Origin of the sequence: Oceanobacter sp. 3_MG-2023 (assembly GCF_030688925.1) — a bacterium.
Classification (GTDB): Bacteria; Pseudomonadota; Gammaproteobacteria; order Pseudomonadales; family Oceanobacteraceae; genus Oceanobacter.
In genome coordinates this window covers 20,013-41,855 of the sequence record NZ_JAUYVX010000001.1, presented here as the reverse complement: position 1 = coordinate 41,855, position 21,843 = coordinate 20,013, and the positions used below count along the sequence as shown (strand labels likewise).

Annotated in this window: 18 protein-coding genes; 7 read left to right on the top strand and 11 right to left on the bottom strand. The window is 51.0% G+C overall.

The window, feature by feature from the left end:
• Positions 1-205: 205 nt before the first annotated feature.
• A complete protein-coding gene (gene aspS, locus Q8W32_RS00185; protein ID WP_303434411.1) occupies positions 206-1,990 on the bottom strand; it encodes an aspartate--tRNA ligase in 1,785 nt (594 codons plus the stop codon).
• A 185-nt stretch (positions 1,991-2,175) separates the two neighbouring features.
• Here aspS and Q8W32_RS00180 point away from each other — a divergent pair, with 185 nt between their 5' ends.
• On the top strand, positions 2,176-2,877 hold the full coding sequence (locus Q8W32_RS00180) for a uracil-DNA glycosylase family protein (RefSeq protein ID WP_305413149.1): 702 nt from the start codon (positions 2,176-2,178) through the stop codon (positions 2,875-2,877).
• 579 nt (positions 2,878-3,456) lie between these two features.
• Here the strand turns inward: Q8W32_RS00180 and Q8W32_RS00175 are convergent.
• The 3 genes from Q8W32_RS00175 to Q8W32_RS00165 all read right to left on the bottom strand — a co-directional run bounded on the left by Q8W32_RS00175 (position 3,457) and on the right by Q8W32_RS00165 (position 7,544).
• Positions 3,457-5,955, bottom strand: coding sequence for a glycosyltransferase family 2 protein (locus Q8W32_RS00175; RefSeq protein WP_305413148.1), 2,499 nt, complete (start codon positions 5,953-5,955; stop codon positions 3,457-3,459).
• A 309-nt stretch (positions 5,956-6,264) separates the two neighbouring features.
• Positions 6,265-7,065, bottom strand: a complete 801-nt coding sequence (locus Q8W32_RS00170) for a hydroxyacylglutathione hydrolase C-terminal domain-containing protein (protein WP_303434408.1) — start codon at positions 7,063-7,065, stop codon at positions 6,265-6,267.
• Positions 7,066-7,085: 20 nt separating this feature from the next.
• A complete protein-coding gene (locus Q8W32_RS00165) occupies positions 7,086-7,544 on the bottom strand; it encodes an HIT domain-containing protein (RefSeq protein ID WP_303434407.1) in 459 nt (152 codons plus the stop codon).
• Positions 7,545-7,696: 152 nt separating this feature from the next.
• Here Q8W32_RS00165 and Q8W32_RS00160 point away from each other — a divergent pair, with 152 nt between their 5' ends.
• The gene (locus tag Q8W32_RS00160) at positions 7,697-8,920 is read left to right on the top strand and encodes a GNAT family N-acetyltransferase (RefSeq protein ID WP_305413147.1); all 1,224 of its coding nucleotides are present in this window, start codon (positions 7,697-7,699) and stop codon (positions 8,918-8,920) included.
• On the top strand, positions 8,917-9,126 hold the full coding sequence (locus Q8W32_RS00155) for a hypothetical protein (RefSeq protein WP_303434405.1): 210 nt from the start codon (positions 8,917-8,919) through the stop codon (positions 9,124-9,126). The genes Q8W32_RS00160 and Q8W32_RS00155 overlap by 4 nt, the downstream gene beginning before the upstream one ends.
• A 13-nt stretch (positions 9,127-9,139) precedes the next feature.
• On the opposite strand, the gene Q8W32_RS00150 is transcribed toward Q8W32_RS00155, so the two are convergent.
• Both Q8W32_RS00150 and Q8W32_RS00145 read right to left on the bottom strand, forming a co-directional pair.
• Positions 9,140-9,766 (bottom strand): MarC family protein, encoded by a 627-nt coding sequence (locus Q8W32_RS00150; protein WP_305413145.1) that lies wholly within the window; start codon positions 9,764-9,766, stop codon positions 9,140-9,142.
• A gap of 108 nt (positions 9,767-9,874) precedes the next feature.
• Complete coding sequence (locus tag Q8W32_RS00145) at positions 9,875-10,369, bottom strand: TIGR00645 family protein (RefSeq protein ID WP_303434428.1); 495 nt, start codon at positions 10,367-10,369, stop codon at positions 9,875-9,877.
• Positions 10,370-10,708: 339 nt separating this feature from the next.
• Here Q8W32_RS00145 and Q8W32_RS00140 point away from each other — a divergent pair, with 339 nt between their 5' ends.
• Positions 10,709-11,569, top strand: coding sequence for a hypothetical protein (locus tag Q8W32_RS00140; RefSeq protein ID WP_305413143.1), 861 nt, complete (start codon positions 10,709-10,711; stop codon positions 11,567-11,569).
• Positions 11,570-11,737: 168 nt separating this feature from the next.
• On the opposite strand, the gene Q8W32_RS00135 is transcribed toward Q8W32_RS00140, so the two are convergent.
• From Q8W32_RS00135 to Q8W32_RS00120, 4 genes are all read right to left on the bottom strand, one after another.
• Positions 11,738-13,126 carry a TRAP transporter large permease gene (locus Q8W32_RS00135; RefSeq protein ID WP_303434402.1) on the bottom strand — a complete coding sequence of 463 codons (1,389 nt, stop codon included), beginning with the start codon at positions 13,124-13,126 and terminating at the stop codon, positions 11,738-11,740.
• Positions 13,126-13,659, bottom strand: a complete 534-nt coding sequence (locus Q8W32_RS00130; protein WP_303434401.1) for a TRAP transporter small permease — start codon at positions 13,657-13,659, stop codon at positions 13,126-13,128. The genes Q8W32_RS00135 and Q8W32_RS00130 overlap by 1 nt, the downstream gene beginning before the upstream one ends.
• Positions 13,660-14,037: 378 nt before the next feature.
• Positions 14,038-15,393 carry a sigma-54 dependent transcriptional regulator gene (locus Q8W32_RS00125; protein WP_303434400.1) on the bottom strand — a complete coding sequence of 452 codons (1,356 nt, stop codon included), beginning with the start codon at positions 15,391-15,393 and terminating at the stop codon, positions 14,038-14,040.
• Positions 15,390-17,252: an ATP-binding protein gene (locus Q8W32_RS00120; protein ID WP_305413142.1), complete on the bottom strand. Its 1,863-nt coding sequence runs from the start codon at positions 17,250-17,252 to the stop codon at positions 15,390-15,392. The genes Q8W32_RS00125 and Q8W32_RS00120 overlap by 4 nt, the downstream gene beginning before the upstream one ends.
• Positions 17,253-17,646: 394 nt before the next feature.
• Between Q8W32_RS00120 and Q8W32_RS00115 the strand changes: the two genes are divergently transcribed.
• From Q8W32_RS00115 to Q8W32_RS00105, 3 genes are all read left to right on the top strand, one after another.
• Positions 17,647-18,633 (top strand): TRAP transporter substrate-binding protein, encoded by a 987-nt coding sequence (locus Q8W32_RS00115; protein ID WP_305413140.1) that lies wholly within the window; start codon positions 17,647-17,649, stop codon positions 18,631-18,633.
• A gap of 130 nt (positions 18,634-18,763) precedes the next feature.
• Positions 18,764-19,702 (top strand): porin, encoded by a 939-nt coding sequence (locus Q8W32_RS00110; protein WP_303434397.1) that lies wholly within the window; start codon positions 18,764-18,766, stop codon positions 19,700-19,702.
• Between the two features lie 275 nt (positions 19,703-19,977).
• Positions 19,978-20,565: a DUF2057 family protein gene (locus tag Q8W32_RS00105; RefSeq protein WP_305413138.1), complete on the top strand. Its 588-nt coding sequence runs from the start codon at positions 19,978-19,980 to the stop codon at positions 20,563-20,565.
• Between the two features lie 54 nt (positions 20,566-20,619).
• Here the strand turns inward: Q8W32_RS00105 and Q8W32_RS00100 are convergent, their stop codons facing one another.
• The gene (locus tag Q8W32_RS00100) at positions 20,620-21,807 is read right to left on the bottom strand and encodes a DUF3524 domain-containing protein (RefSeq protein ID WP_305413136.1); all 1,188 of its coding nucleotides are present in this window, start codon (positions 21,805-21,807) and stop codon (positions 20,620-20,622) included.
• Positions 21,808-21,843 lie beyond the last annotated feature (36 nt).

The following is a 21,843-nucleotide window of genomic DNA, read 5'->3' as shown; positions in this document are numbered from 1 at the left end:
AAGTGTCGATGAATAATCAAATTATAGCGACAATAAAGCAGAATTCGACCAGACAAGCGATAGCCGACATAAATATACTGCCAGCCATCACCAGCCGATACGTCGTCGTGTCAGCATGACATACAAAAACGGGAGCCTGCATTCACAAGCAGGCTCCCGTTCTTCATCACAAAGCAGCAATCACAAACGCAGCAACCAGGCTGGCTTATTCCGCCGCAGGCTCTGCCTTGGGCTTGTCACGCAGGCGGATGTGCAAATCGCGCAGCTGAGTATTACTCACTTCACCCGGTGCCTTGGTCATCACACAGGCCGCTGACTGGGTTTTCGGAAAGGCAATGACTTCACGAATCGAGCTGGCACCGGTCATCAGCATGATCAAACGATCCAGACCAAAGGCCAAACCACCGTGCGGCGGGCAACCAAATTTCAGTGCATCCAACAGGAAGCCAAATTTTTCCTGCTGCTCTTCTTCGCTGATTCCCAAGGCACGGAACACCGCTTCCTGCATGGCTTGATCATGGATACGAATCGACCCACCACCCAGCTCACAGCCGTTCAGAACCATATCGTAGGCACGGGACAGAGCTTCCAGAGGCTTGGCTTCCAGTTCTTCAGCAGAACAGCTTGGGGCGGTAAACGGGTGGTGCAGAGCTGAAATCGAACCGTCGTCATTAGCTTCAAACATCGGGAAATCGACCACCCACAATGCCGCCCACTCGCTGGTGTACATGTTCAGGTCTTCACCCAATTTGCAGCGCAGCGCACCCAGTGCTTCGTTAACCACCTTGGTTTTATCGGCACCGAAGAAAACGATATCGCCATTTTGCGCTTCGATTTTCTCCATGATTTTCATCGTATTATCATTACCGATAAACTTGATGATCGGAGACTGCAGGCCTTCAACGCCTTTCTCGATATCGTTGACCTTGATCCACGCCAGACCCTTGGCACCGTAGATGCTGACAAACTTGGTGTATTCGTCAATCTGCTTACGGCTCAGCTCGGCACCACCAGTAACTTTTAACGCGGCAACACGGCCATGTGGATCTTTCGCCGGAGCGGCAAAGACCTTGAATTCGATGTCTTGCAGGAATTCTGCAACATCGACAATCTCCATCGGAATACGCATATCCGGCTTGTCGGAACCGTACTTGTTCATTGCTTCAGCGTACGGCATACGAGGAAAATCACCCAGGTCAACGCCCAGCTCCTGCTGGAAGATGCCTTTGATCATGTCCTGGGTCAGATCCATGATGGTGTCTTCGTTGATAAACGAGGCTTCGATATCAATCTGGGTGAATTCAGGCTGACGGTCAGCGCGCAAGTCTTCATCACGGAAACACTTGGCGATCTGATAATAACGGTCGAAGCCAGATACCATCAGCAGCTGCTTGAACAGCTGTGGCGACTGCGGCAAGGCAAAGAAAGAGCCTTCATGAGTCCGGCTCGGCACCAGGTAATCACGAGCGCCTTCAGGAGTGGCGCGAGTCAGAATCGGGGTTTCGATATCCAGGAAGCCGGTATCATCGAGGTAACGGCGCACTGCCGATGTCACCTTGGAACGGAAACGCAGCTTGTCTTGCATTTCCGGGCGGCGCATATCCATATAACGGTATTTCAGGCGGATATCTTCGCCCACATCGGTGTAACCATCCAGAGGAAATGGCGGCGTCAGGGCCTTGTTCAGTACCACAACCTCTTTACCCAGTACCTCAATCATGCCCGTTTTCATATTGGCATTGGTGGTACCTTCCGGACGACCACGAACGCGGCCGGTGATTTGCAAAACATATTCAGAACGCACGCTATCAGCGGTATTAAAAGCGTCAACGGTATCCGGGTCAAAAACCACCTGAACCAGACCTTCACGGTCGCGAACATCCAGGAAGATAACGCCACCATGGTCACGGCGACGGTGAACCCAGCCACAGAAAGTAACGGTTTGATCGATCAAGGTTTCGTTGATATCACCACAATAGTGAGTGCGCATCGTATGGTCCTGCTAACGTGTGAGTGTCACGGCGCTGACATATCGAATCAACGACGTACAAATTTTAAAAGGCAGGCATTATAACGGAATTCAGCCCTATCGACACTCCTACCCGAGTACCCGGTGCAAAATACTCCGGCTCCGGGGCAGACAACTTCAAGCAGGAATCTTGCGGAGAAATTGATATGACAACCCACAGCAACACGCAGACACCGACATCGCCAGCGCGACAGAATCCACAGGAACGTATGAGTACCGACCAGACATTAACCCCGGAACCATCAGCCCCACTGTCAGTACAGAGCCTGCCGGACTTGCTGCAGCAAGTCCGGCAATGCCAGCTCTGTGCCGCACATCTGCCCTGCCCACCACGACCAATAATTCAAATCAGCGCCAGCGCCCGCCTGCTGATCATCGGCCAGGCACCGGGCAGCAAGGTGCAAGTCAGCGGTATTCCCTGGGATGATGCCAGCGGCAAACGCTTACGTGAATGGTTACAGCTGACGCCGGAGCAATTTTATAACGAGGAGGAGATTGCCATCGTGCCGATGGGCTTGTGCTACCCCGGCAAAGGCAAAAGTGGTGACTTACCGCCCAGAGCGGAGTGCGCACCCCGCTGGCATGCAGATCTGCTGGCACGCATGCCCGAACTGCAACTGATATTATTGATTGGCCAATACGCCCAGAACTACTATTTGCCGAAAGCTTTTCTGCGCCAATACAAAACCCTGACAGAGCGAGTCAAGCATTGGCAGGATGTGCCCGAGCCATTTTTTGTGCTGCCCCACCCATCCCCCAGAAACCGGCACTGGCTCAGCAAGAACCCCTGGTTCGAAGCCCAGACGATCCCGACATTAAGACGGCAGCTGGACACCTTACTTTTCTGACAGAATCCACCTCGGCTGTGCCCAATCTACTCTGCTGTCTGCACACTCGTTCCACACTGGAAATACTTGACACCACAACACGGCAGCTCTACATTACACTTTGGTTATATATAGATATACTCATACCCATATCAAAACCAGTAACCCATCGTAGCCATAGCCATCAGCCATCCAGCAAAATCTGGACAACACACAACCAGAACAGGCTTCCAAAAGTGTTACACAATGTCTCTCAGCGCTCAGCAAAAAACATTCATACACATTGGAAAACCCTGATCTTTTCAACCAGAGATACGGTGGCAATCAATGTTGGGTTACCCGTTACACTAAATCAGTGTAACGCCTACCATCATAGGGCTAGCGAACCTGCTGATAATACTGACAGCCGCTCACCAGCCATCCCGGCGGAGAGAATGCCAAGTGTAAAAGACCTCACGCGCTGCTACTCATCACTGATAAGTAAAGGGCGAAGCATATAAACATGGAACTCCCCATAGCCGACTGATCGGTAAACACCTGTCAATCTCAATTTGTCAGCTCTTTATTCCCTTTATTTTTCAATACCGTCAAAATCCCGGATTAATCACCTATAGAGAAATCTTCACGCCCTATGGTCAAGTGAGGATTGTAGTATCTATCAAAGTACCCGTCTGTTTCCCAGGTTGTTCTCATATAATCAATTTCTTTTCTAAAACGTTCAAGTTTTTCTGGATTATCTTCTTCACCACGGCTAATAGACTCGTAGTGATACAACTCAGCATACGGTGTCCAAAGGTTTCGGTAACCAGCTTTGTTCACTTTCAAACAAAAGTCCACATCATTAAAAGCAACGGTCAGATCTTTTTCATTGAGACCATTCACTTCATCAAACACACTCTTGCGAATAAGCAAACAGGCAGCAGTAACCGCAGTCAAATTTTGCACTGATTGCAAACGGCGGAAATAACCTGCGTGATTTCTAGGGAAGTGTTTATGGGAGTGCCCTGCTACCCCTCCCAAGCCTATAATGACACCGGCATGCTGAATCGTGTCATTATGATAATACAACATGGCACCCACACAACCGATGTCTTCCCGCTGAGCATGAGAAACCATTTCCGTTAACCAATCTGGCGTAATAACCTCTACGTCATTGTTAATAAGCCCTATGATACTGCCTTTTGCTTTTTTGGCTGCAAAGTTATTGATCGCCGAGTAGTTAAAAGGATAAGGGTATTTCAGCAGAGTCACTTTTGGATGCTGACCAACTTCATCAAAATAAGCCAGAGCCTCTGGATCGTTTGAGTTATTGTCTACCAATAAAATTTCGAAGTTTTTATAAGTACTTTTTTCCAGAATGGAATCAATGGCTTGCTGAGTAATATCTCGACCATTGTGGGTCGGTATAATCAATGAGACCAAAGGTTCCTTGCCATTTTCATCTACTGACGGCCAGCTTATCTTATAAAGGTTGGCATACTTACCTTTTTCAACCTTCACATTTTTACCTAATGCGGCAAAGTGATCCTCCAGTGCTTTTATTCCTGCATCGGTAGTGTAGGGCTTTTCATCAGAGCCCATAGCCGTAGAGCCTTCCAGTATACGCCAGTGATAAAGGACTCGTGGAATATGTACAATATTCTTTTGGTCAATCTCTCGAGAATACCGCAATAACAAATCGTAATCCTGGCTACCTTCATAGCCAACTCGAAAACCACCGATCCGCTTAATTATATCCGTTTGATATACACCCAGGTGAGACACGTAGTTTTGACCATAGAGTAAATCCGGATTCCAATCGGATTTAAAATGAGGGTCAATACGATTACCAGCTTCATCAACCTTGTCTTCATCACTGTAGACAAAAGATACATTCTCATTATCATTCAAAGCTTTTACGACATAAAATAACGCATGCTGTTGTAGTAAATCATCGTGATCCAAAAGAGCTGTCCATTCGCCAGTTGCTACTTCAAGAGCACTATTACTGGCTGCAGATATATGACCATTTTTTTCGCGAAATACTACCTTGATACGAGAATCTATTGTTTGATAGCTTTCCAGTACTTCTCGTACATGTGGCTTGGTAGATTGATCATCTGCCAAACACAGCTCCCAGTTCTCATAAGACTGAGCCATAACAGACTCAATACAGGCCGCCAAAAACTCTCTATCCGGATTATATACAGGCACTACAATTGAAATGAGCGGCTGGATAGCAAAAGATCGCTGTTCTTTAACAATATATTGAAAAGGCTCTGACTCATGTTTGTTTATCCATTCATCATATGGACTTGCGGCCTTCTTAGAAACACTGACAGAGTCTGAGTAGAATCGTCCTTCCTTACGCCCGTAAAGATGATAATGGAGCAGCAGTGTTTGACCAAAACTTTCCAAATCCGGATTCAATCTAAGGTAAGCACTAGGGGAAAAAAAGGCATTGGGCGCCCTTCCTTCTTTTTCTCCATAACATATATAGTGATACAAAGGGTTAACACCACTATTTTTAACATCAGCATTACTAGCTAAATAATATGTTGTTGAAAAGTATTGGGATGGATTATAGTATTTACTTGCCCCTTCCATCAGGTAATGAAGAACAGCATCTTCATAAGGGGCGCAATCACCATAAGCTGAAATATAATAATCTTCCTCAAGCAAACCTGATTCTTTTATAACATTATAATAAGCAGTTATTTCATTAGGCAACGTGGATATCCTTATAACATCACTTGATTCGACAACTTTTTCCTGGTCTGGCACTTCTGCAGCACCACCAGATTCGACAACTTTTTCCTGATCTGGCACTTCTGCAGCACTACTGGATTCGACAACTTTTTCCTGACCAGGCACTTCTGCAGCACCACCAGATTCGACAACTTTTTCCTGGTCTGGCACTTCTACATCTACATCGCCACCAGATTCGACAACTTTTTCCTGCTCTGGCACTTCTACATCTACATCGCCACCAGATTCGACAACTTTTGCCTGATCTGGCACTTCTACATCGCCACCAGATTCAACTACTTTTTCCTGACCAGGCACTTCTGCAGCATCACTGCATTCGACTACTTTTTTTTGGCTAATATTAGATTCCATTCCTAATATTCTTTTAAGCGTGACTCTTATACCCAATCCCATTGAAATTTCTCTTTTTGAGGGTCCTAAATTTTGCAATCAATTGTAATGTTTTGTTTATACTTCAGTCAACTATCCGATCTGTAGCAGTCAAATAATGGTTCAAATAATGACACTTACAATGAAAGGACACTTACAATGAAAGTTGAGTAATAGACTGTCAGCGCTCAGATACTTACCTAGATCGTAAAAACCGTCCCGACACTAGTTTGGTATACCTAACACATATCTTCCCTGTTAAACACCCAGAAAAAATAAATAACTGACTAGTCACCACGCATCCCTGAGAGCACGCAAAGCGCGGAAAACATCCCGGTCCGCCGCGGCGACCTCCATCTCAGGAAACTGCACCTGTAATTGCGCCCGGATTTGCGGCTGATGCAAACGCAAAAACGGGTTATAAGTACGCTCCTGCCCCAGTGTCATCACCGGCATCTCTTCGGCGGAAAATGCAGCCACCTGATCCAGCCAGTACTGGGCCATGTCATTATCCGGCTCACGACTCAACGCAAAACCGAGGTTGTTTTTCATATAGTCATGACCCGGATACATCAGGGTGTCATCCGGCAACGGCTGGAATTGCGACACAAAAGTATCGTACATGGTGTCCACATCCCCACCCCGGCTGCAGTTGCCAGCACAGGCATTAAACAGGGTGTCACCAGAAAACAGTAGCGGCTGGCCATCCGGCCCACCATCGTCACTCAGCAAACACAAATGCGCCATGGTGTGACCCGGAGTAAACAACACCCGCAAACGAATTGTGCCCAACTCAACCACATCACCGGCCACCAGCCAACGAGCTACATTCGGGATACGATCCGCCGCGTTCTTATGCGCCCAGATAGCCGCCCCTGTGACTTGCTGAACCCGCGGGTTGCCGTCGATATGATCGTGATGCTCATGGGTATTAAGAATCAGCTTGATCTCATACCCTTGCGCCTCTGCCAGTGCCAGCATCTCATCGGCACCCAGCGGATCCACGGCAATCGCCTGACGCGTCTCTTCGCACCCGATCAGGTAGTTGTAATTACGCAGATTGTTATTCATATAACGTCGTAACACGATCATAACAGCCTCTCCCTTATCCGTTACCAGTAGATGTTATTTTCAATATCATCTTCGCCCGTCATATCTTCAATAAAATGACTGGATAACAAGTCTTTCAATTCATGCACCCGTTGCTCCAGCGCATCCACACCATAAGGGACAGCGGGGCTGTGACCCCATACCGGGCCGGGCCAGGCAGGATCGTTTTCATTACGTACCACATGGTGTACGTGTAACTGTGGCACCACATTACCCAGCTCCGCAACGTTCATGGATTTGGCCCCATAATGATCGGCCATTTTTTCGGCCACCCAGGCAGACTCCAGCATCATCTGGGTCTGATCGGCAACCGACAAATGGAAATACTCTCTGGCATCTTTGCGCAAAGGCACCAGAATCACCCAGGGGTAACGACTGTCGTTCATCAGCAACACCTGACACAATGGCAGGCGTCCAACAAATACGGTATCAGCCTGAAGGCGGCTATCGAGGGAAAACATAGTACTTTCTCCTTGTTCTTGACGTTCGGTCAGCAGCGTTTCCAAACCATCAGCAAACCGATCAGTCTGAAGCGCCCACCGCCCGGGCAAGCATTTATCTTCTTACATTTTATCTTCATAGTAGGCAATCTCCACACTCAGGTCACTGATTCATGGCGACATTTCAAGTTATATCGCAGATAGCCGACATCCCGGCAAACGACTGGCAAGCCTTGCTACCAGGGCGCTACCCTTTTTTGCACTACGCTTTTTTGCAAGCACTGGAAGACAGCCGCTGCATGGGTGACGATTCCGGTTGGCAGCCGGAATATTTGCTGCACCAAGACCACAACGGCCAGACAGACTGGATCTTGCCACTGTTCCGCAAGCAACACAGCTATGGCGAATACGTCTTTGACTGGAGCTGGGCCGATGCCTATCAACACCACGGTTTTCGTTATTACCCCAAGCTGTTATGCGCCGCCCCCTTCACCCCGGCAACCGGCCCACGTCTACTTTATCGTCACCACGACTCAGCCCCTCCCTGGCAATCCGCGATACAGGCACTGCAGCACCATACCCGCGATCAGGAAATGTCCGGTTGGCATCTGAATTTCCCCAATGCCAGCGACCTGGCCGAACTGGCCACTCTCAGTGAATCACAGGGGTTGTTAATCCGGCGGGCTTGCCAATTCCATTGGTTTAATCGCCAATACAGCAGCTTCGACCATTTCCTCAGCTTTTTTACCAGTCGCAAACGGAAAAGTGTGCGCAAGGAACGGCAGCGCCTGAGCGATATGAATATCCAGCTCTGTCGCCTGACAGGGGAACAGCTGACACCCGCCGCCATAAAGCGGTTTTATCGGTGTTATCAGCTGACGTACCGGAAACGCGGCCAGCAGGGTTATCTGAACAATGCCTTTTTCTTACAGCTGGCAGCCACCATGAACCAGCAAATGATGCTGGTCGAAGCCAGCCATGATGGACAACACCTGGCCAGCGCCCTGTATTTTTTTGATGACCACACCCTGTACGGTCGTTACTGGGGATGCGTAAAGGAAATAGACGGACTTCACTTCGAAGCCTGCTATTACCAGGGCATCGAGTTTTGCCTCGAACAGGGGTTAGATCATTTTGATCCCGGTACCCAGGGCGAACACAAAATCAGTCGTGGCTTTGAGCCGGTGATCACCTCCAGCCTGCACCAGTTACAGCACCCCGACTTCCAGGCCGCTGTAGCTAATTTTATTGACCAGGAAACGCCCCAGATACTGGCCTATCAGCAGCAAGCCATCACTTTACTGCCATTCCGTGAAAATGCCTTTGACGAGCTGCCAACGACATCGCACACTTCGCCACCCAGCCCCCTGTCTGATAACGAGCAAACGCCACCATGAGCCTGCAAGCCTACAAAGTTGAGCATATTCTGGTTTTTACCAACAAAGGAACCGAAGCCAAATTGCTGGCAGCGCCGCGTTTAAGACCAATGGAAGAATGGCGTGAAGACGTTGCCGGATGGGTCGCCTTGCGGGCAGAGCGCACCCCGGAATTCGACCATCTGGCCGACCCGACAGCCACCGAGCCCTACATTCATCAAGCATAAGGGCCACAGCCAATCAGGATGAAAAGCGCTCAAGACCAAAATAAATCTGGATACCGGCCAACACGGAATTAACCGCAACAGCCGCCAGAATCAACCCCATCACCCGGCTGATCACACTGGCCCCGCCTTCGCCTATGATTTTCAGAATCCGACTGGCAAGCAGCATAAACACCAGGGTAATCATCAGCACCGAAAGAATCACCATACTGGTGCCTATCTGGTGAACGAAGGAAAAGCGATGATTATCCGTTAGCAACACCGCGGCCATCATCGCTCCAGGAGACGCAACCGAAGGAATCGCCAGCGGGAAAACCGCCGTTTGCATTCCCTTGGCGACCATACTGATTTCTTCCTCCGGCTTGCTTTCACCAAAAATCATCGACAAAGCAAACAGAAACAAAACCAGGCCACCGGCCACCTGAAACGCCTCCAGAGGAATGCCCATCGCATCCAGCAGCATTTCGCCCATCATCACAAAAAACAGCATTACCAAGGCCGCAATCGTAATGGCCTTGTACGCGATACGCCGAATCATTACCGGGTTCTTTATTGAGGCTGTTACCGCAATAAATACCGGTATGGTGCCAATCGGATCGATCACCGACCACAACAGCACAAACTGCTTGATCCACTCGTTCATAGATATCCGGAAAACAGAGGAATAAAAATACCGGTGGGCAGTTCCCGACACCACTCAGGATGGCGTCAGGAAACAACACAGGTATGAGACAGGCGTGGGCTGAAAGCCTTAGTGAGCCTTGCGAGTAATCTTGTCGAGCATCCCCATCGCCACCGCCGACGATACAAACGTGAGATGGATCACCACATACCAGAGCAATTTGTCATTATTGATATTCTCGGCATTCATAAACACTTTAAGCAGATGAATCGAGGAAATTGCAACAATGGAAGCAGCCACCTTGTTTTTTAAGGAACCGGTATCCAGCTTGCCCAGCCAATCCAGTTTTTCCGCGCCTTCATCCAGATCCATACGCGAGACAAAATTTTCATAACCGGAAAACATCACCATCACGATCAACCCACCCACCAAGGCCATATCCACCAATGACAGCAACACCAGCACCATATCGGTTTCACTGACTTCAAGAATATGCGGCAGCAAATGCACCAGCTCAGCAAAAAACTTGATGGCCAGAGCCACCAGCGCCAGACTCAACCCCAAATAAATCGGTGCCTGAATCCAGCGTGATGCATAGATAAGACGTTCAAACATCTGCTCAATCACGGTATTAACTCCTTTGTGTTATGCCAGGCGTCCACAACAGACAGTGCGCTCCAATAGCGATAGCGATACCTGGCTCGGCTCCCTGCACAGAAACACGGTTGGCAGTGCCTGGAGGAAGGACATTACCACAATCAACATCTCTGCCAAAACTTCTCGGCAATTTCCAGGCCAATTATTAACAACCCCAAAGCAGTGGTTTACTGGCCAACAACACCTGTCTCACCAGATAGCAGGCCGGGATTCCCCAAGCTGCCATCGCTTTGTCAACCGATTAGTAACATCTCCGTTGTAGTTAGCGTATCCATAATTCAACACGCCTCATAAGGAGACGACCACATGACCGGTAGCAAACCTTCCCTCATCACCACAAGCCTAACCACACTGGCGCTGTCCATATCATTAATCGGTTGTGGTAGTGACGACGACTCAGACTCAAACCCCAACACCGAATACCAAGTCTCCCCCCTATTAAGCGATACCAGTGTCACACTGACCGAGGGCAGCGACAGCCTGAGCATTAACCAATACGTCGAAGGCAACCTCAGCAGCACCGATGAAACCGACCTCTATACCTACACCGCAGCAGCCGATGGCTGGGTGATGATACTGCTGGATGGCTCGACCGACTCCAATTTGGATCTGCTGGTATACGCCGATGACGAGCTGATTGATAATTCCAGCTACATTACATCCACCGAAGCCATCCTGATTGACGTCAGTGCTAACAGCGACTATGTCATTGAAATTGAGGCTATCATCACTGGCAGCTACACCCTGACCGTCGCCGAACCAAGCCGGGCTCTGATGTCCCTTGATGACAATGACTATCTGGCCCTGAGTTCCAGCAACTACACCCTGACCTGCGACTCCGGCACTAGCGATGGCAGCTACAGTGATCTGTTTATCATCAACTTTGATGAAGCCACCATGCGCTGGCCCGGGTCCGACAGCTATAGCATGAGTCTGGATGGCGACAGCGTCACCATCGCAATTGACGAAGAGTACCAGCAGACCATCAACGGCATCGTTTATCTATACGATAGTGACGGCAATCTGGATGCCGAGCTGGAGCGCAATGACGACAACGCCATCGTCTCCGCCACTTACAGCATGGAAGACGATACCGTCATCACCATTGGCGGAAACAATGACAGCTGCCATCGAACCGAATCCGGTACGTTCAGCTTTATGCTGTAAAGACCCTTCTGCTACCAGCCATCTTCAGCCTTCTTGCCCTGTCTGGTAGCAGCATAAAAAAAGCCCGGCAGAGCCGGGCAAAAGTCGCTGTTGCAAATCGTAGAGTATCAACAAAAAAGGCGTTGCCCGGGAGGGTTCACCACCCGGCAACACACCCACTCTCTGGCGTTAGAGACCATCCAGATAGTTAGGTAACCACAAGCTGATTTCCGGTATAAAGGTAATCGCAATCAGGCACACCAGCATCAGCAGCAACCATGGCGCACAGGCCTTGATCGCCCAGCCAATGCTCTTGCCGGTAATACCCGCTGTTACAAACAGGTTCAGCCCCACCGGCGGTGTCAGCATCCCCAGCTCCATATTCACCACCATGATGATACCGAGGTGAATCGGGTCAATACCCAGCTGCAAGGCAATTGGCAGCAGAATCGGCGCCATGATCAGCAGAATCGCAGACGGCTCCATAAAGTTACCCGCCATCAGCAATAAGATGTTCATCACAATCAGGAAGCCCCAGGCTGGCAGCCCCCAATCGGTAATTGTTGCCGCCAACTGATGAGGAATCTGCTCAGAAGTCAGAACGTGAGCAAACAACATGGCATTGGCAATAATAAACAGCAGCGTAATGGACACCCGAGCAGCATCACGAACAATCCCACCCACTTCCGGGTGATAAACCGAACGGAAGATACCTACCGGTAACAACACCATATTACGCGCCAGCATCGCCACGGTATTTTCACCGTCCTTATGCCAGGGCTGACCTTTCAGAGGGCCAATATCCCGGTATCCCCAAATAGCCACCAGGAAACCATACACTGCCGCTACAGCCGCCGCTTCGGTTGGTGAAGCCACACCCGCGTAAATGGACCCGAGTACCAGGATAATCAGCATCAGACCGCCGGATGCGCTCCACGCTGCTGTCAGAATGGCGGTAAAACCAACAAAGGGTTCAGCAGGCAAGTTTTTACGCCGGGCAACAATATAAATAGTCACCATCAGAATCAGACCAATCAGAATGCCCGGTACAAAACCCGCCATAAACATACGAGAGGCCGACACTTCTGTCGCCGCAGAGTACACCAGCATCACAATCGATGGCGGAATCAGAATACCCAATGTACCAGCAGTAGAAATCGCACCTGCTGCAAACGACAACGGATAACCTGCACGCACCATACCGACCAAAACAATCGAACCTACCGCGGCTACTGTCGCCGGGGAAGAACCGGATACCGCGGCAAACAGCATACAGGCCAGTACTGACGCCATCGCCAGACCACCACGAACGTGACCAATCGCCGCCGTAGCGAAATCAATCAAACGACGGGCAACCCCACCAGATGACAAAAAAGAAGACGACAGGATAAAGAACGGAATCGCCAGTAAGGTGTAGTGCTCAGAAACTGCTTCAAACAGCTTGAGCGCAATCGACGCCATGGAATCATTGGTAAACAGCAAAATGGCGGTCATGGAAGAGAAGCCCAGCGCCACAGCAATCGGCAAGCCCAGCGCCATACCGACAAACAACAACAAGAACAGGGTTAACGCGACCATTATGCTTTCTCCTCTGCTTCATCACAGCCATCTTCATGCAGCAGTGATTCCCGGTGTTCATGGAAACCATTGGCCTCGCCTTTCCAGACGGCCACGCCCAGCTCAACCAAACGCAGAGCCAGCAGACTGAACCCGACCAGCAGACCAGACACCACGGTCCACTTGGGAATAGGAATATCTTCCAGCTCGATACCGATCAGATGTAACTTGGAGACATACACCCAGGAACTTTGTAAAAACAAAGCGCAATAAACCAGCGCGACAGCAATGGAGAACAACATTACCCACTTACGGGTATTGGCAGAAAATCGTTCCAGCAGAGCATCAACACAAATATGGGAACGTTCTCGTACTGCCCAGGCAGCCCCCAGCAATACCATCCAGGCCGACATAAACAGCGTCGTTTCCTGAGCCCAATGAATACCGGTACTGAAACCAAAGCGCATAACCACTTCAGCAAACACCAGCAAGGTAATACAGACCAGCAATGAGCCAATCAATATATCTTCCAGACGATTGATAAACTTCACCATCTGTTCTCCTTTTATTGTTTTCGGCCGAGGTGGCCTGCGGGAAAATCGTACGTATTGTTATCTCCACGGCATCAGCAATAGCTATGCCAATAAATAAATCAATAGCGCGATATTGCGAGGGTTTTTGCAACAAACGAGAACCAGACCGAACCCAGGACCACAACAACGTGGCTGCATCAAGGATAAACCCTGACTTTTAACGCGGCATTGGCCGCAGGACCGGTTAAATGGCAAAAAAATAGCGAAGAGGAGATTTCTGCCCCGGACACGGGAGTGCCCGGATAAATTCAGCCAAAAAGCCGTCCAGTGTTTTCAACCGAGAGCCATTTACCTCCAAAAATGGGTGGAAAATCACCCATCCGAAGCGTCATTTGGGTATTAGTCATCCCCTGCCTGCTTGAACATTTCCTTGTCCAAACCAAATTTTTTCATTTTTTCATACAGGGTCTTGCGCCCCAGCCCCATCTCTTCCTGGGCGTCTTTCAGTCGTCCCTGATGGCGTGAGAGGATTTCCCGCAACAGCATTTCTTCGTAACGACTGACTTGCTCCGACAGCGAAATTCTTCCTGCCGTCCCGCCAGACTTCAACAAGCTATCGAACGCCCGTTCGCCACCCAGCAGCACAAAACACTCCGCCAGATTACGTAGCTCACGCACGTTACCGGGCCAGTCATGGGCCAGCAGGTTCTGCCGTTGACCCGCCGTCAGGGCATTCACTTCCGAGCCGTAGCGGTTAGCGGCCGCCCAGACAAAATGCTCAAACAACACAGGAACATCTTCACGCCGGTCGCGCAGCGGCGGAATATGCACCTGAACCATATTCAGGCGGTAATACAGATCGAGCCGAAACTCTCCCCGATCACTCATTTCCTTCAGATCAACCTTGGTCGCCGCCACCACACGAACGTCCAGATCAATCTGCTGATTCCCCCCCAGAGGCTCGACCTTGCGTTCTTCCAGCACCCGCAACATCTTGATCTGCAGCACCATCGGCATACTTTCAATTTCGTCCAGAAACAGCGTCCCGCCATTTGCGTACTGGAATTTACCTACGCGCTTTTTCCCGGCTCCGGTAAAGGCTCCGGCCTCATGACCAAACAGCTCGCTTTCAATCAGGCTTTCCGGAATCGCACCGCAGTTAATCGCCACAAAGGCCTTGTCGCTGCGCTTGCTATGGGTATGCAGATAACGCGCAACCAACTCCTTGCCGCAGCCGGTATCACCATTAATCAGCACGTCCGCCGGTGTATCTTTAATATGATTCAGGGTGTCGCGCAGCTTTTTCATATCGATATGATTACCGATAATGCGAGGCCCCGGCCGCGACTGCACTTCGACTTCTTCACGCAGTTTGCGGTTTTCCAGGGTCAGCAGGCGTTTTTCGTGGGCGCGCTGCACCGTCTCCAGCAGATGGTCGGTTGAAAACGGCTTCTCCAGAAAGTCATACGCCCCCTGACGCATGGCTTCTACCGCAATCGACACATCACCATGGCCGGTTAGCAGGATGACCGGCATATCGGCATCCACCAGACGGATTTCATGCATCAATTCCATGCCATCCATCACTGGCATATTAATGTCTGTGATCACCACGCCCGACCAGTCTCCTGTGACGTGCGCCAACGCTTCTTTGCCGTTGGCGGCGGTGATCACCTCAAACCCTTCGATTTCCAATGTTTGAGCCAGCGCCTTGCGCACGCCTTCTTCATCATCAACGACCAAGACTTCGATCATTCATCCACTCCCTTATGTTTGCGCAGCGTCATCACAAAAACCGTTCCGCCATGGGTATCAGACTCGGCGACCAGACTGCCCGACAGGGTTTCCAGAATCCGCCGTGACAATGCCAAACCGATTCCCAACCCTTTGCTCTTGGTGGTAAAAAAAGGCTGAAATATCTTGCTTTGCAGCTCTTTAGCAATCCCCGGGCCATTGTCGATCACCAGAATACGGATCTGGCCATCACAATCTTCTACCCGAACCAGAACCCTGGCGTCGTCGATGCCTTCCATGGCCTCCGACGCATTGGTTAACAAATTGATCAATACCTGCTGGATCTGCACCGGCTCACACAGGATCATTTGCCCATTTGGGGGTAATTCCACCCCAATACCCACACCAGCCTTCCTTAACAGAGGTTTCATGATCATCAGCGCCGCCGAGATGATTTCATTAACATCCACCAGCCGGGGGTCCGGCGGCGAGCGCCGCGCAAACACCTTGAAGCGCGACACAATGGCGTGCATGGAATCGGTAATCTGCAGGATTTCATGTAAGTTATCAGCCACCAGCCCAAAACGCTCCCGGGCCAGCAATTTCTGACTGTTTTCGGCATACGTCTGCAAGGCCAGCAGCGGCTGATTAAGCTCATGATTGATACCGGCCGACAACTCCCCCAATACCGCCAGCTTGGCTGTCTGGATCAGCTGATCCTGGGTCGCTTCCAGTTCACTCTGGGTACGCTGGTAATGCGCCACCAGTTGCTGCAGCTCGGTATTGGACTCGGTCAATTCTGACGTCAGCGACGACACCCGCCGCTCCAGCTCCATATTCATACTGTTGACATGTCGCTGCACCTCGGTGCGCTTGCGCCAATACAACCAGAACAGAACCAGCAAGCCGTACACCAGCGTATAATAAACACAGAACTGCAAGATACGCTGCAGCAACGCCACCCGCGGCATCAGGGCAAATACATGCCAACCGGCTTGCCGCACCAGCGCCCGCCCTACCAGATAACGCTGCACCACACCCCCGGAAGCCAGTTGAACATAGGTATCGTTAAAGACATCGGGCGTACGGTCAGAATGATTGGCGATGGGAGACAGCGAATAATCACCATACCGGCGCGACTGCCGGATCGCCTCGCGCTGTGCTTCTGGCAAGCGCTGCAGACTGCGCATTTGCCAATCCGGGTTCGAAGAAGCAAAAATAATCGAGTCGTAGCCCACCAGCAAAAAGTCATTCTGCCCGGCAGCCAGACGCTCAAACACCGACTCCAGCAGAACATGCACCACCACCACTCCCAGGACCTTACCCTCTCTGCGAATCGGCGCGGCAAAATAATAGCCGCGGCCTTTGGTAATCATACCCACGGCGTAATAACTGACGCTTTCCCCCAGTGCCGCCTGTTGAAAATAAGGCCGAAAGGCAAAGTTATGCCCAACAGAGCTGTTCTCGGTGCCGTAATTGCTCGCGCCAATAACCTCGCCATCCAGACCCAGAACAAACAGGGTATCGCTGCCCAGGCTGCGATTGGTTTGCTGCAGAAACCGGTTCAATTTATCCAGCCCAGCAGGAACCGGCGCACCCAGCACGGTTTTCAGCGTGCGCAAATTCGACACGGCATCAGCGATGCCACTGTATTGCTGCAAGCGCTGACTGATACTGCCTGCCATTACCGTCGCGTCTGCCGCCAGCTCCTCCAGCGCTTCTTCCTCCTGCACCTGCCAGACCGCAGCAATCACCAGCACCACACTGATCACCCAGCCCAATAGCAACGCCGTCAACAAAAAAGTCATGGAACGCCGCTCACCTTCATGTACCAGATGTAGCGGCTCATCTTTCGAGTCATGATCAAACGCCGATATCATGGGTGGCATTCCACCCATTTGATATATTCAACGTGCATAAAAACACCCTTAAAAATAAAAAACAGACCGGACATTTACTCTGGCGCACCGCCCGTCATGGCCACAGCAGGTGACGGACCAGCTCCTGGAGCCTTAGCCCAGCCCCGCAAAATACCGGGTTGAGCCAGTACAAGCCCCGCAGCAACGGCATTTTAAGCATTCGCTCAACGATAGCTACCGCAAGGCAGAGGCATTAGCCAAACGGCTAACATCCCCATTCAGACCAATTGATTGGCATACTGGTTGCTTACCCTCCCACCCTAATGAAATCGTTCTGGTCACACACTTATTCCAGGACATTTCCAGAATATTCAACATCCAATACACCAATAAAAATTAAGAGTGAGGATCGTCCATGAAAACCTTAGTCGCCACTATTCTGGCTTGCGCCAGCCTGGTAACGTTTAATCAGGCCGCCGCCGCGCCGATTGAAATCAAGTTTTCCCACGTCGTGGCAGAAAATACGCCCAAAGGCCAAATGGCCCTGAAATTCAAGGAGCTGGCTGAATCGGCTTTACCAGGTCAGGTTGAAGTCAAGGTATACCCTAACTCACAGCTGTTCACTGACTCCAGCGTCCTGCAAGCCATGCAGCTGGGTGATGTTGAAATCGCTGCGCCAGCCTTGTCCAAGTTCCAGAAGTACACCGACCAACTGCAAATTTTCGACCTGCCTTTCCTGTTCAAAGACATCAACGCTGTTGATCGCTTTCAAAAAGGCCCTGAAGGTCAGAAACTGCTGAAATCCATGGAAAGCAAACTGCTGGTTGGTCTGGGCTACCTGCACAACGGCATGAAACAGCTGACCGATAGCAACCCGATCCGTGTGCCTGCGGACATTGCCGGTCAGAAATACCGCATCATGACATCCGATGTATTGCAGGCTCAGTTTGAAGCCGTACAAGCAATTCCGCTGAAAAAGCCGTTCTCTGAAGTATTTACCCTGCTGCAAACCAAAGCCATTGATGGTCAGGAAAACACCTGGTCCAACACCTATTCAAAGAAATTCTTTGAAGTTCAAAAATACGCTACCGAAACCAACCATGGTCTGCTCGACTACATGGTCGTGACTTCTGCCGAATTCTGGTACGGCCTGTCTGACGACGTTCGCGCCAAGCTGAAAGCCGCCATGGATGAATCCATCGCATACGGCAACACCATTGCCCTGCAAAAAGATGCTGAAGATCGTCAAAAAATCATCGATTCCGGCAAAACAACCGTACTGACCCTGACAGATGCCGAGCGTCAACAGTGGGTTGATGCCATGAAACCTGTCTGGAACATGTTTGCCGACGAAATTGGTCCAGACCTGATTGGCGCCGCTCTGGAAGCCAACAACCAGTAAGACCTTCTACTTGTACGACCTTGTATGACCCTGCCCATTACCGGCCCTGAAACATTCAGGCCGGTAATGACGCACATGTGTTGATAACGAAGATCGGCCATAGGCCAATAACAATAATGAGAGTGAAACAATGAAACTGACCAGGATCGCAACAGCCATTTCCCTGAGCCTGATGACCACCGCTGCCTTCGCCGCAGAAGCCAACGTGGATTTTTACGGTTCTCTCCGGATTGCCCTGAATAAAGACGACAAAGCCATCGGCAGTGATGACGAACTGTCTCGTATTGGTATCAAAAGCAGCAAAAAGCTGGACCACGGCCTGACCGCTGTTGCCCAGCTGGAATACGAAGTTGACCACTACCACCAAAAAGAAGGCCTGAGCCTGCGTCTGGGTTACGTCGGTATCAAAGGCAAGTTTGGTGAGTTGTACCACGGTTCACAAACCACGGTATGGCACAAATTTGTTCGTGGCGCTTACTTCAGCAATGGTTCAGACAGCCTGCGTATGTACAGCATTCGTGATGACGGCCTGACCCATTACTACTACAAAAACGGTGGCCTGACGGTCGGTGCTGGTATCCAGACCGAAAATACCGGTTCCGGCAACAGCTCTGACGGCAACAACATCGACTCATTACAAGCCGGTGCCGAATACAAGACTGGCAATTTCAAAGGCCAGGTTGCGCTTTTGAAAGACAAGACCGGTGACAACGAAGGCATGCTGCTGGGTGCTCGCGTCTGGTACACCGCAGACCAGCTGACACTGTCTGCCTTTACCCAACGCGCCCAAAGTGACTATGACTTCACCACCAGCAACATTTGTTCAGGTGAAGCAACTGCCACCAACGCGGTATACGGTGCCTACAAAATGGGTGTCCATAAAGTACACGCCCGTTACGCTCTGAACAGCTGTGATGACAGCGGCGATCTGGCCTCCAAAAAAGTGGAATACGTCAACGCCCTCGACAAGCAAATGCAAGTCTGGCTGTCGGTTGAGCGCCTGGATACTGTCCGCGACCATGGCGATGCCAAAACCCTGGCCGAGCTGGGTGTGCGCTACGACTTCTAAGTCGCTAACAGAAATCATCGGCCCATACTCCCTCCGTCGTAGTACAGGTAGTAACACGGATACGGAGAGCACTTAAGACCTGTGTGGTATGGGCTGACGCAATCTGATGAGCTATCGTAGCCCCCATAAGCCCACTCTGCTGAGTGGGCTTTTTGGTCTTTGATACTGACACGATACCAGCGCCATCCAGTACCTCACCGGTATACGGTCAGAAGACTCCACCCAAAGGCATTACCAGACACTACCCAACACCTGCTACTGAAGATTGTGTACTAATGAAAATTCTGCAAGCCATATTCGTTGCCATGACCTCCCTGCTCTGGGCCTGCTCGGTCTCCTCCGTGCAGCCGTCGAACGACCTCCCTACCCTGGGCCAGGGCGATGTCGAGGTCATTGTGCCGTCAACCCTGCGAGTACTGGCAATCAATGGTCAGAATGTCGACTCACCCAACCTCTACACCGGCCAATACCGACTGTTGCTCACCGAAGGCAGCCAGCGCATCGTGGTGCAGTACGAAGAAAACTGGAATACGCCTGACGAATCCGGCTATCTGATTCGCTGGCAACCGGTTGCCATCGACAGTGATTTTCGTGCCAGCCAACGCTATGTTTTGACCCATGCCCCAGTCAGGGACCGAGACCAGGCCGAAGAATTACAAAGCAGCTCTCCGATCTGGCTGATTGGTGATAATCACAAAATCACCGGCCAACCGGTTATCAAGCAGAAAGATAATGTCACCTACGTAGCAGCCGACAGCATTCAGGACGGTGTCACCCGATTGGAACAGCTACAGGATATCTGGGCCGCCAGTAGCGACAATGACAAGGCCGCCTTCCAGCAGTGGTTACAGCAGCAGCAATAACATCCCGCAAGGCAACTCCCCACCGATCAGGCAAGAGTTGCTGCCTTTATGCGCTTACTGCCCATCAATACTCTGGTTAAGCAACCACTGCTGCCAGCCTTCACTGGCCAATACTGTCGCGCCCGTATCCGGCTGACAGACCCGATGCTCTGGATCATTGGCCAACCATGGCCGCAACAGCAACTCAGGCCTGGGTTGACCCAACAGCCCGACCAGACAACGTCCGGCAGCCACCATATCGCCGGGTGGATACCGACACATTGCCGGATACTGCTCGCGATAACACAACGCATCCGGCACCAAGGGAATGGCTCCCATCGCAGCAGCCTCCAGTACCGACACGCCCTGAAACTCATGAATAGCAGTACTGACCACCACATCCGCCTGGATTAACCAGCCAATATACGCTCCCCGGCTGACCCGACCATCCACCACAATGGCCTCGGCAAACTGTTGCCGAATAGCCATCAGCGCCGCCGGCACCCGTGACGGCCGAGGCCCCAGCAAGGCCAAACGAAAAGCGATACCCTGCCCCTTCAAAACAGTCAGCAACTGCAGAAAATCTTCCGGTTGCTTATCGTATTCCCAGCGATGATTCCAAAGCAGCAATGGCGTACTCCGCGGGACTGCAGTGACATCGGCATTGGCACCCGCCTCCGCTGTAGAAGATAACGGTATAATATTGTTTTGAGCATTCTCAGTTGGCTCCGGAACCACCACAGGCACTGGCAACCACCGGCATTTTTTCTCCAGCCGGATAGCAATATTTTCAGGTAAATGATCCGGCAGACGCTGCAACAGTGCATCCACACCATCAAGAAAACTCTGCTGATTAAAACGGGAGTTAAACAGCAGTTCATCCGCCGCCAACGCGCCATACAGCTGCACCATCAAGGGATCAATTGAGCTGTGCTGCCCACTCGCCACCGGGTACGCAAACTGGTTCTCATGGAAATAATAGCTGCAGGGCACACCGGCCAACGCTGGAAACAACCCCTTGAGCGTCGCCAGGTCCACCATGCTGGTGGCTAAAATCCGATCGGGTTGCCACGCTGTCAGTAACTGAGCCAGTTCATCCAGCCACGACAAGGGATTGCCGCGGATACGCCAGCGAAAATAGCGTCCGGGCAGTTCCAGTACCCGCCAGTCGGCATCCAGTTCCTCCTGTAACCAGTCGGCCCAGTAACCATGACTGTCCGAACGATACGCCGACAACAACAGTATTTTCGGGGCTGCAGACATGCTCACTCACCTGGCCACTGTGTCTGGTGCAACATT

What these genes read in the sequence shown, in the direction of transcription:
- aspS (WP_303434411.1), bottom strand. Translation starts at nt 1,990, where the DNA reads ATGCGCACTCACTATTGTGGTGATATCAACGAAACCTTGATCGATCAA.
- Q8W32_RS00180 (WP_305413149.1), top strand. Translation starts at nt 2,176, where the DNA reads ATGACAACCCACAGCAACACGCAGACACCGACATCGCCAGCGCGACAG.
- Q8W32_RS00175 (WP_305413148.1), bottom strand. Translation starts at nt 5,955, where the DNA reads ATGGAATCTAATATTAGCCAAAAAAAAGTAGTCGAATGCAGTGATGCT.
- Q8W32_RS00170 (WP_303434408.1), bottom strand. Translation starts at nt 7,065, where the DNA reads ATGATCGTGTTACGACGTTATATGAATAACAATCTGCGTAATTACAAC.
- Q8W32_RS00165 (WP_303434407.1), bottom strand. Translation starts at nt 7,544, where the DNA reads ATGTTTTCCCTCGATAGCCGCCTTCAGGCTGATACCGTATTTGTTGGA.
- Q8W32_RS00160 (WP_305413147.1), top strand. Translation starts at nt 7,697, where the DNA reads ATGGCGACATTTCAAGTTATATCGCAGATAGCCGACATCCCGGCAAAC.
- Q8W32_RS00155 (WP_303434405.1), top strand. Translation starts at nt 8,917, where the DNA reads ATGAGCCTGCAAGCCTACAAAGTTGAGCATATTCTGGTTTTTACCAAC.
- Q8W32_RS00150 (WP_305413145.1), bottom strand. Translation starts at nt 9,766, where the DNA reads ATGAACGAGTGGATCAAGCAGTTTGTGCTGTTGTGGTCGGTGATCGAT.
- Q8W32_RS00140 (WP_305413143.1), top strand. Translation starts at nt 10,709, where the DNA reads ATGACCGGTAGCAAACCTTCCCTCATCACCACAAGCCTAACCACACTG.
- Q8W32_RS00135 (WP_303434402.1), bottom strand. Translation starts at nt 13,126, where the DNA reads ATGGTCGCGTTAACCCTGTTCTTGTTGTTGTTTGTCGGTATGGCGCTG.
- Q8W32_RS00130 (WP_303434401.1), bottom strand. Translation starts at nt 13,659, where the DNA reads ATGGTGAAGTTTATCAATCGTCTGGAAGATATATTGATTGGCTCATTG.
- Q8W32_RS00125 (WP_303434400.1), bottom strand. Translation starts at nt 15,393, where the DNA reads ATGATCGAAGTCTTGGTCGTTGATGATGAAGAAGGCGTGCGCAAGGCG.
- Q8W32_RS00120 (WP_305413142.1), bottom strand. Translation starts at nt 17,252, where the DNA reads ATGATATCGGCGTTTGATCATGACTCGAAAGATGAGCCGCTACATCTG.
- Q8W32_RS00115 (WP_305413140.1), top strand. Translation starts at nt 17,647, where the DNA reads ATGAAAACCTTAGTCGCCACTATTCTGGCTTGCGCCAGCCTGGTAACG.
- Q8W32_RS00110 (WP_303434397.1), top strand. Translation starts at nt 18,764, where the DNA reads ATGAAACTGACCAGGATCGCAACAGCCATTTCCCTGAGCCTGATGACC.
- Q8W32_RS00105 (WP_305413138.1), top strand. Translation starts at nt 19,978, where the DNA reads ATGAAAATTCTGCAAGCCATATTCGTTGCCATGACCTCCCTGCTCTGG.
- Q8W32_RS00100 (WP_305413136.1), bottom strand. Translation starts at nt 21,807, where the DNA reads ATGTCTGCAGCCCCGAAAATACTGTTGTTGTCGGCGTATCGTTCGGAC.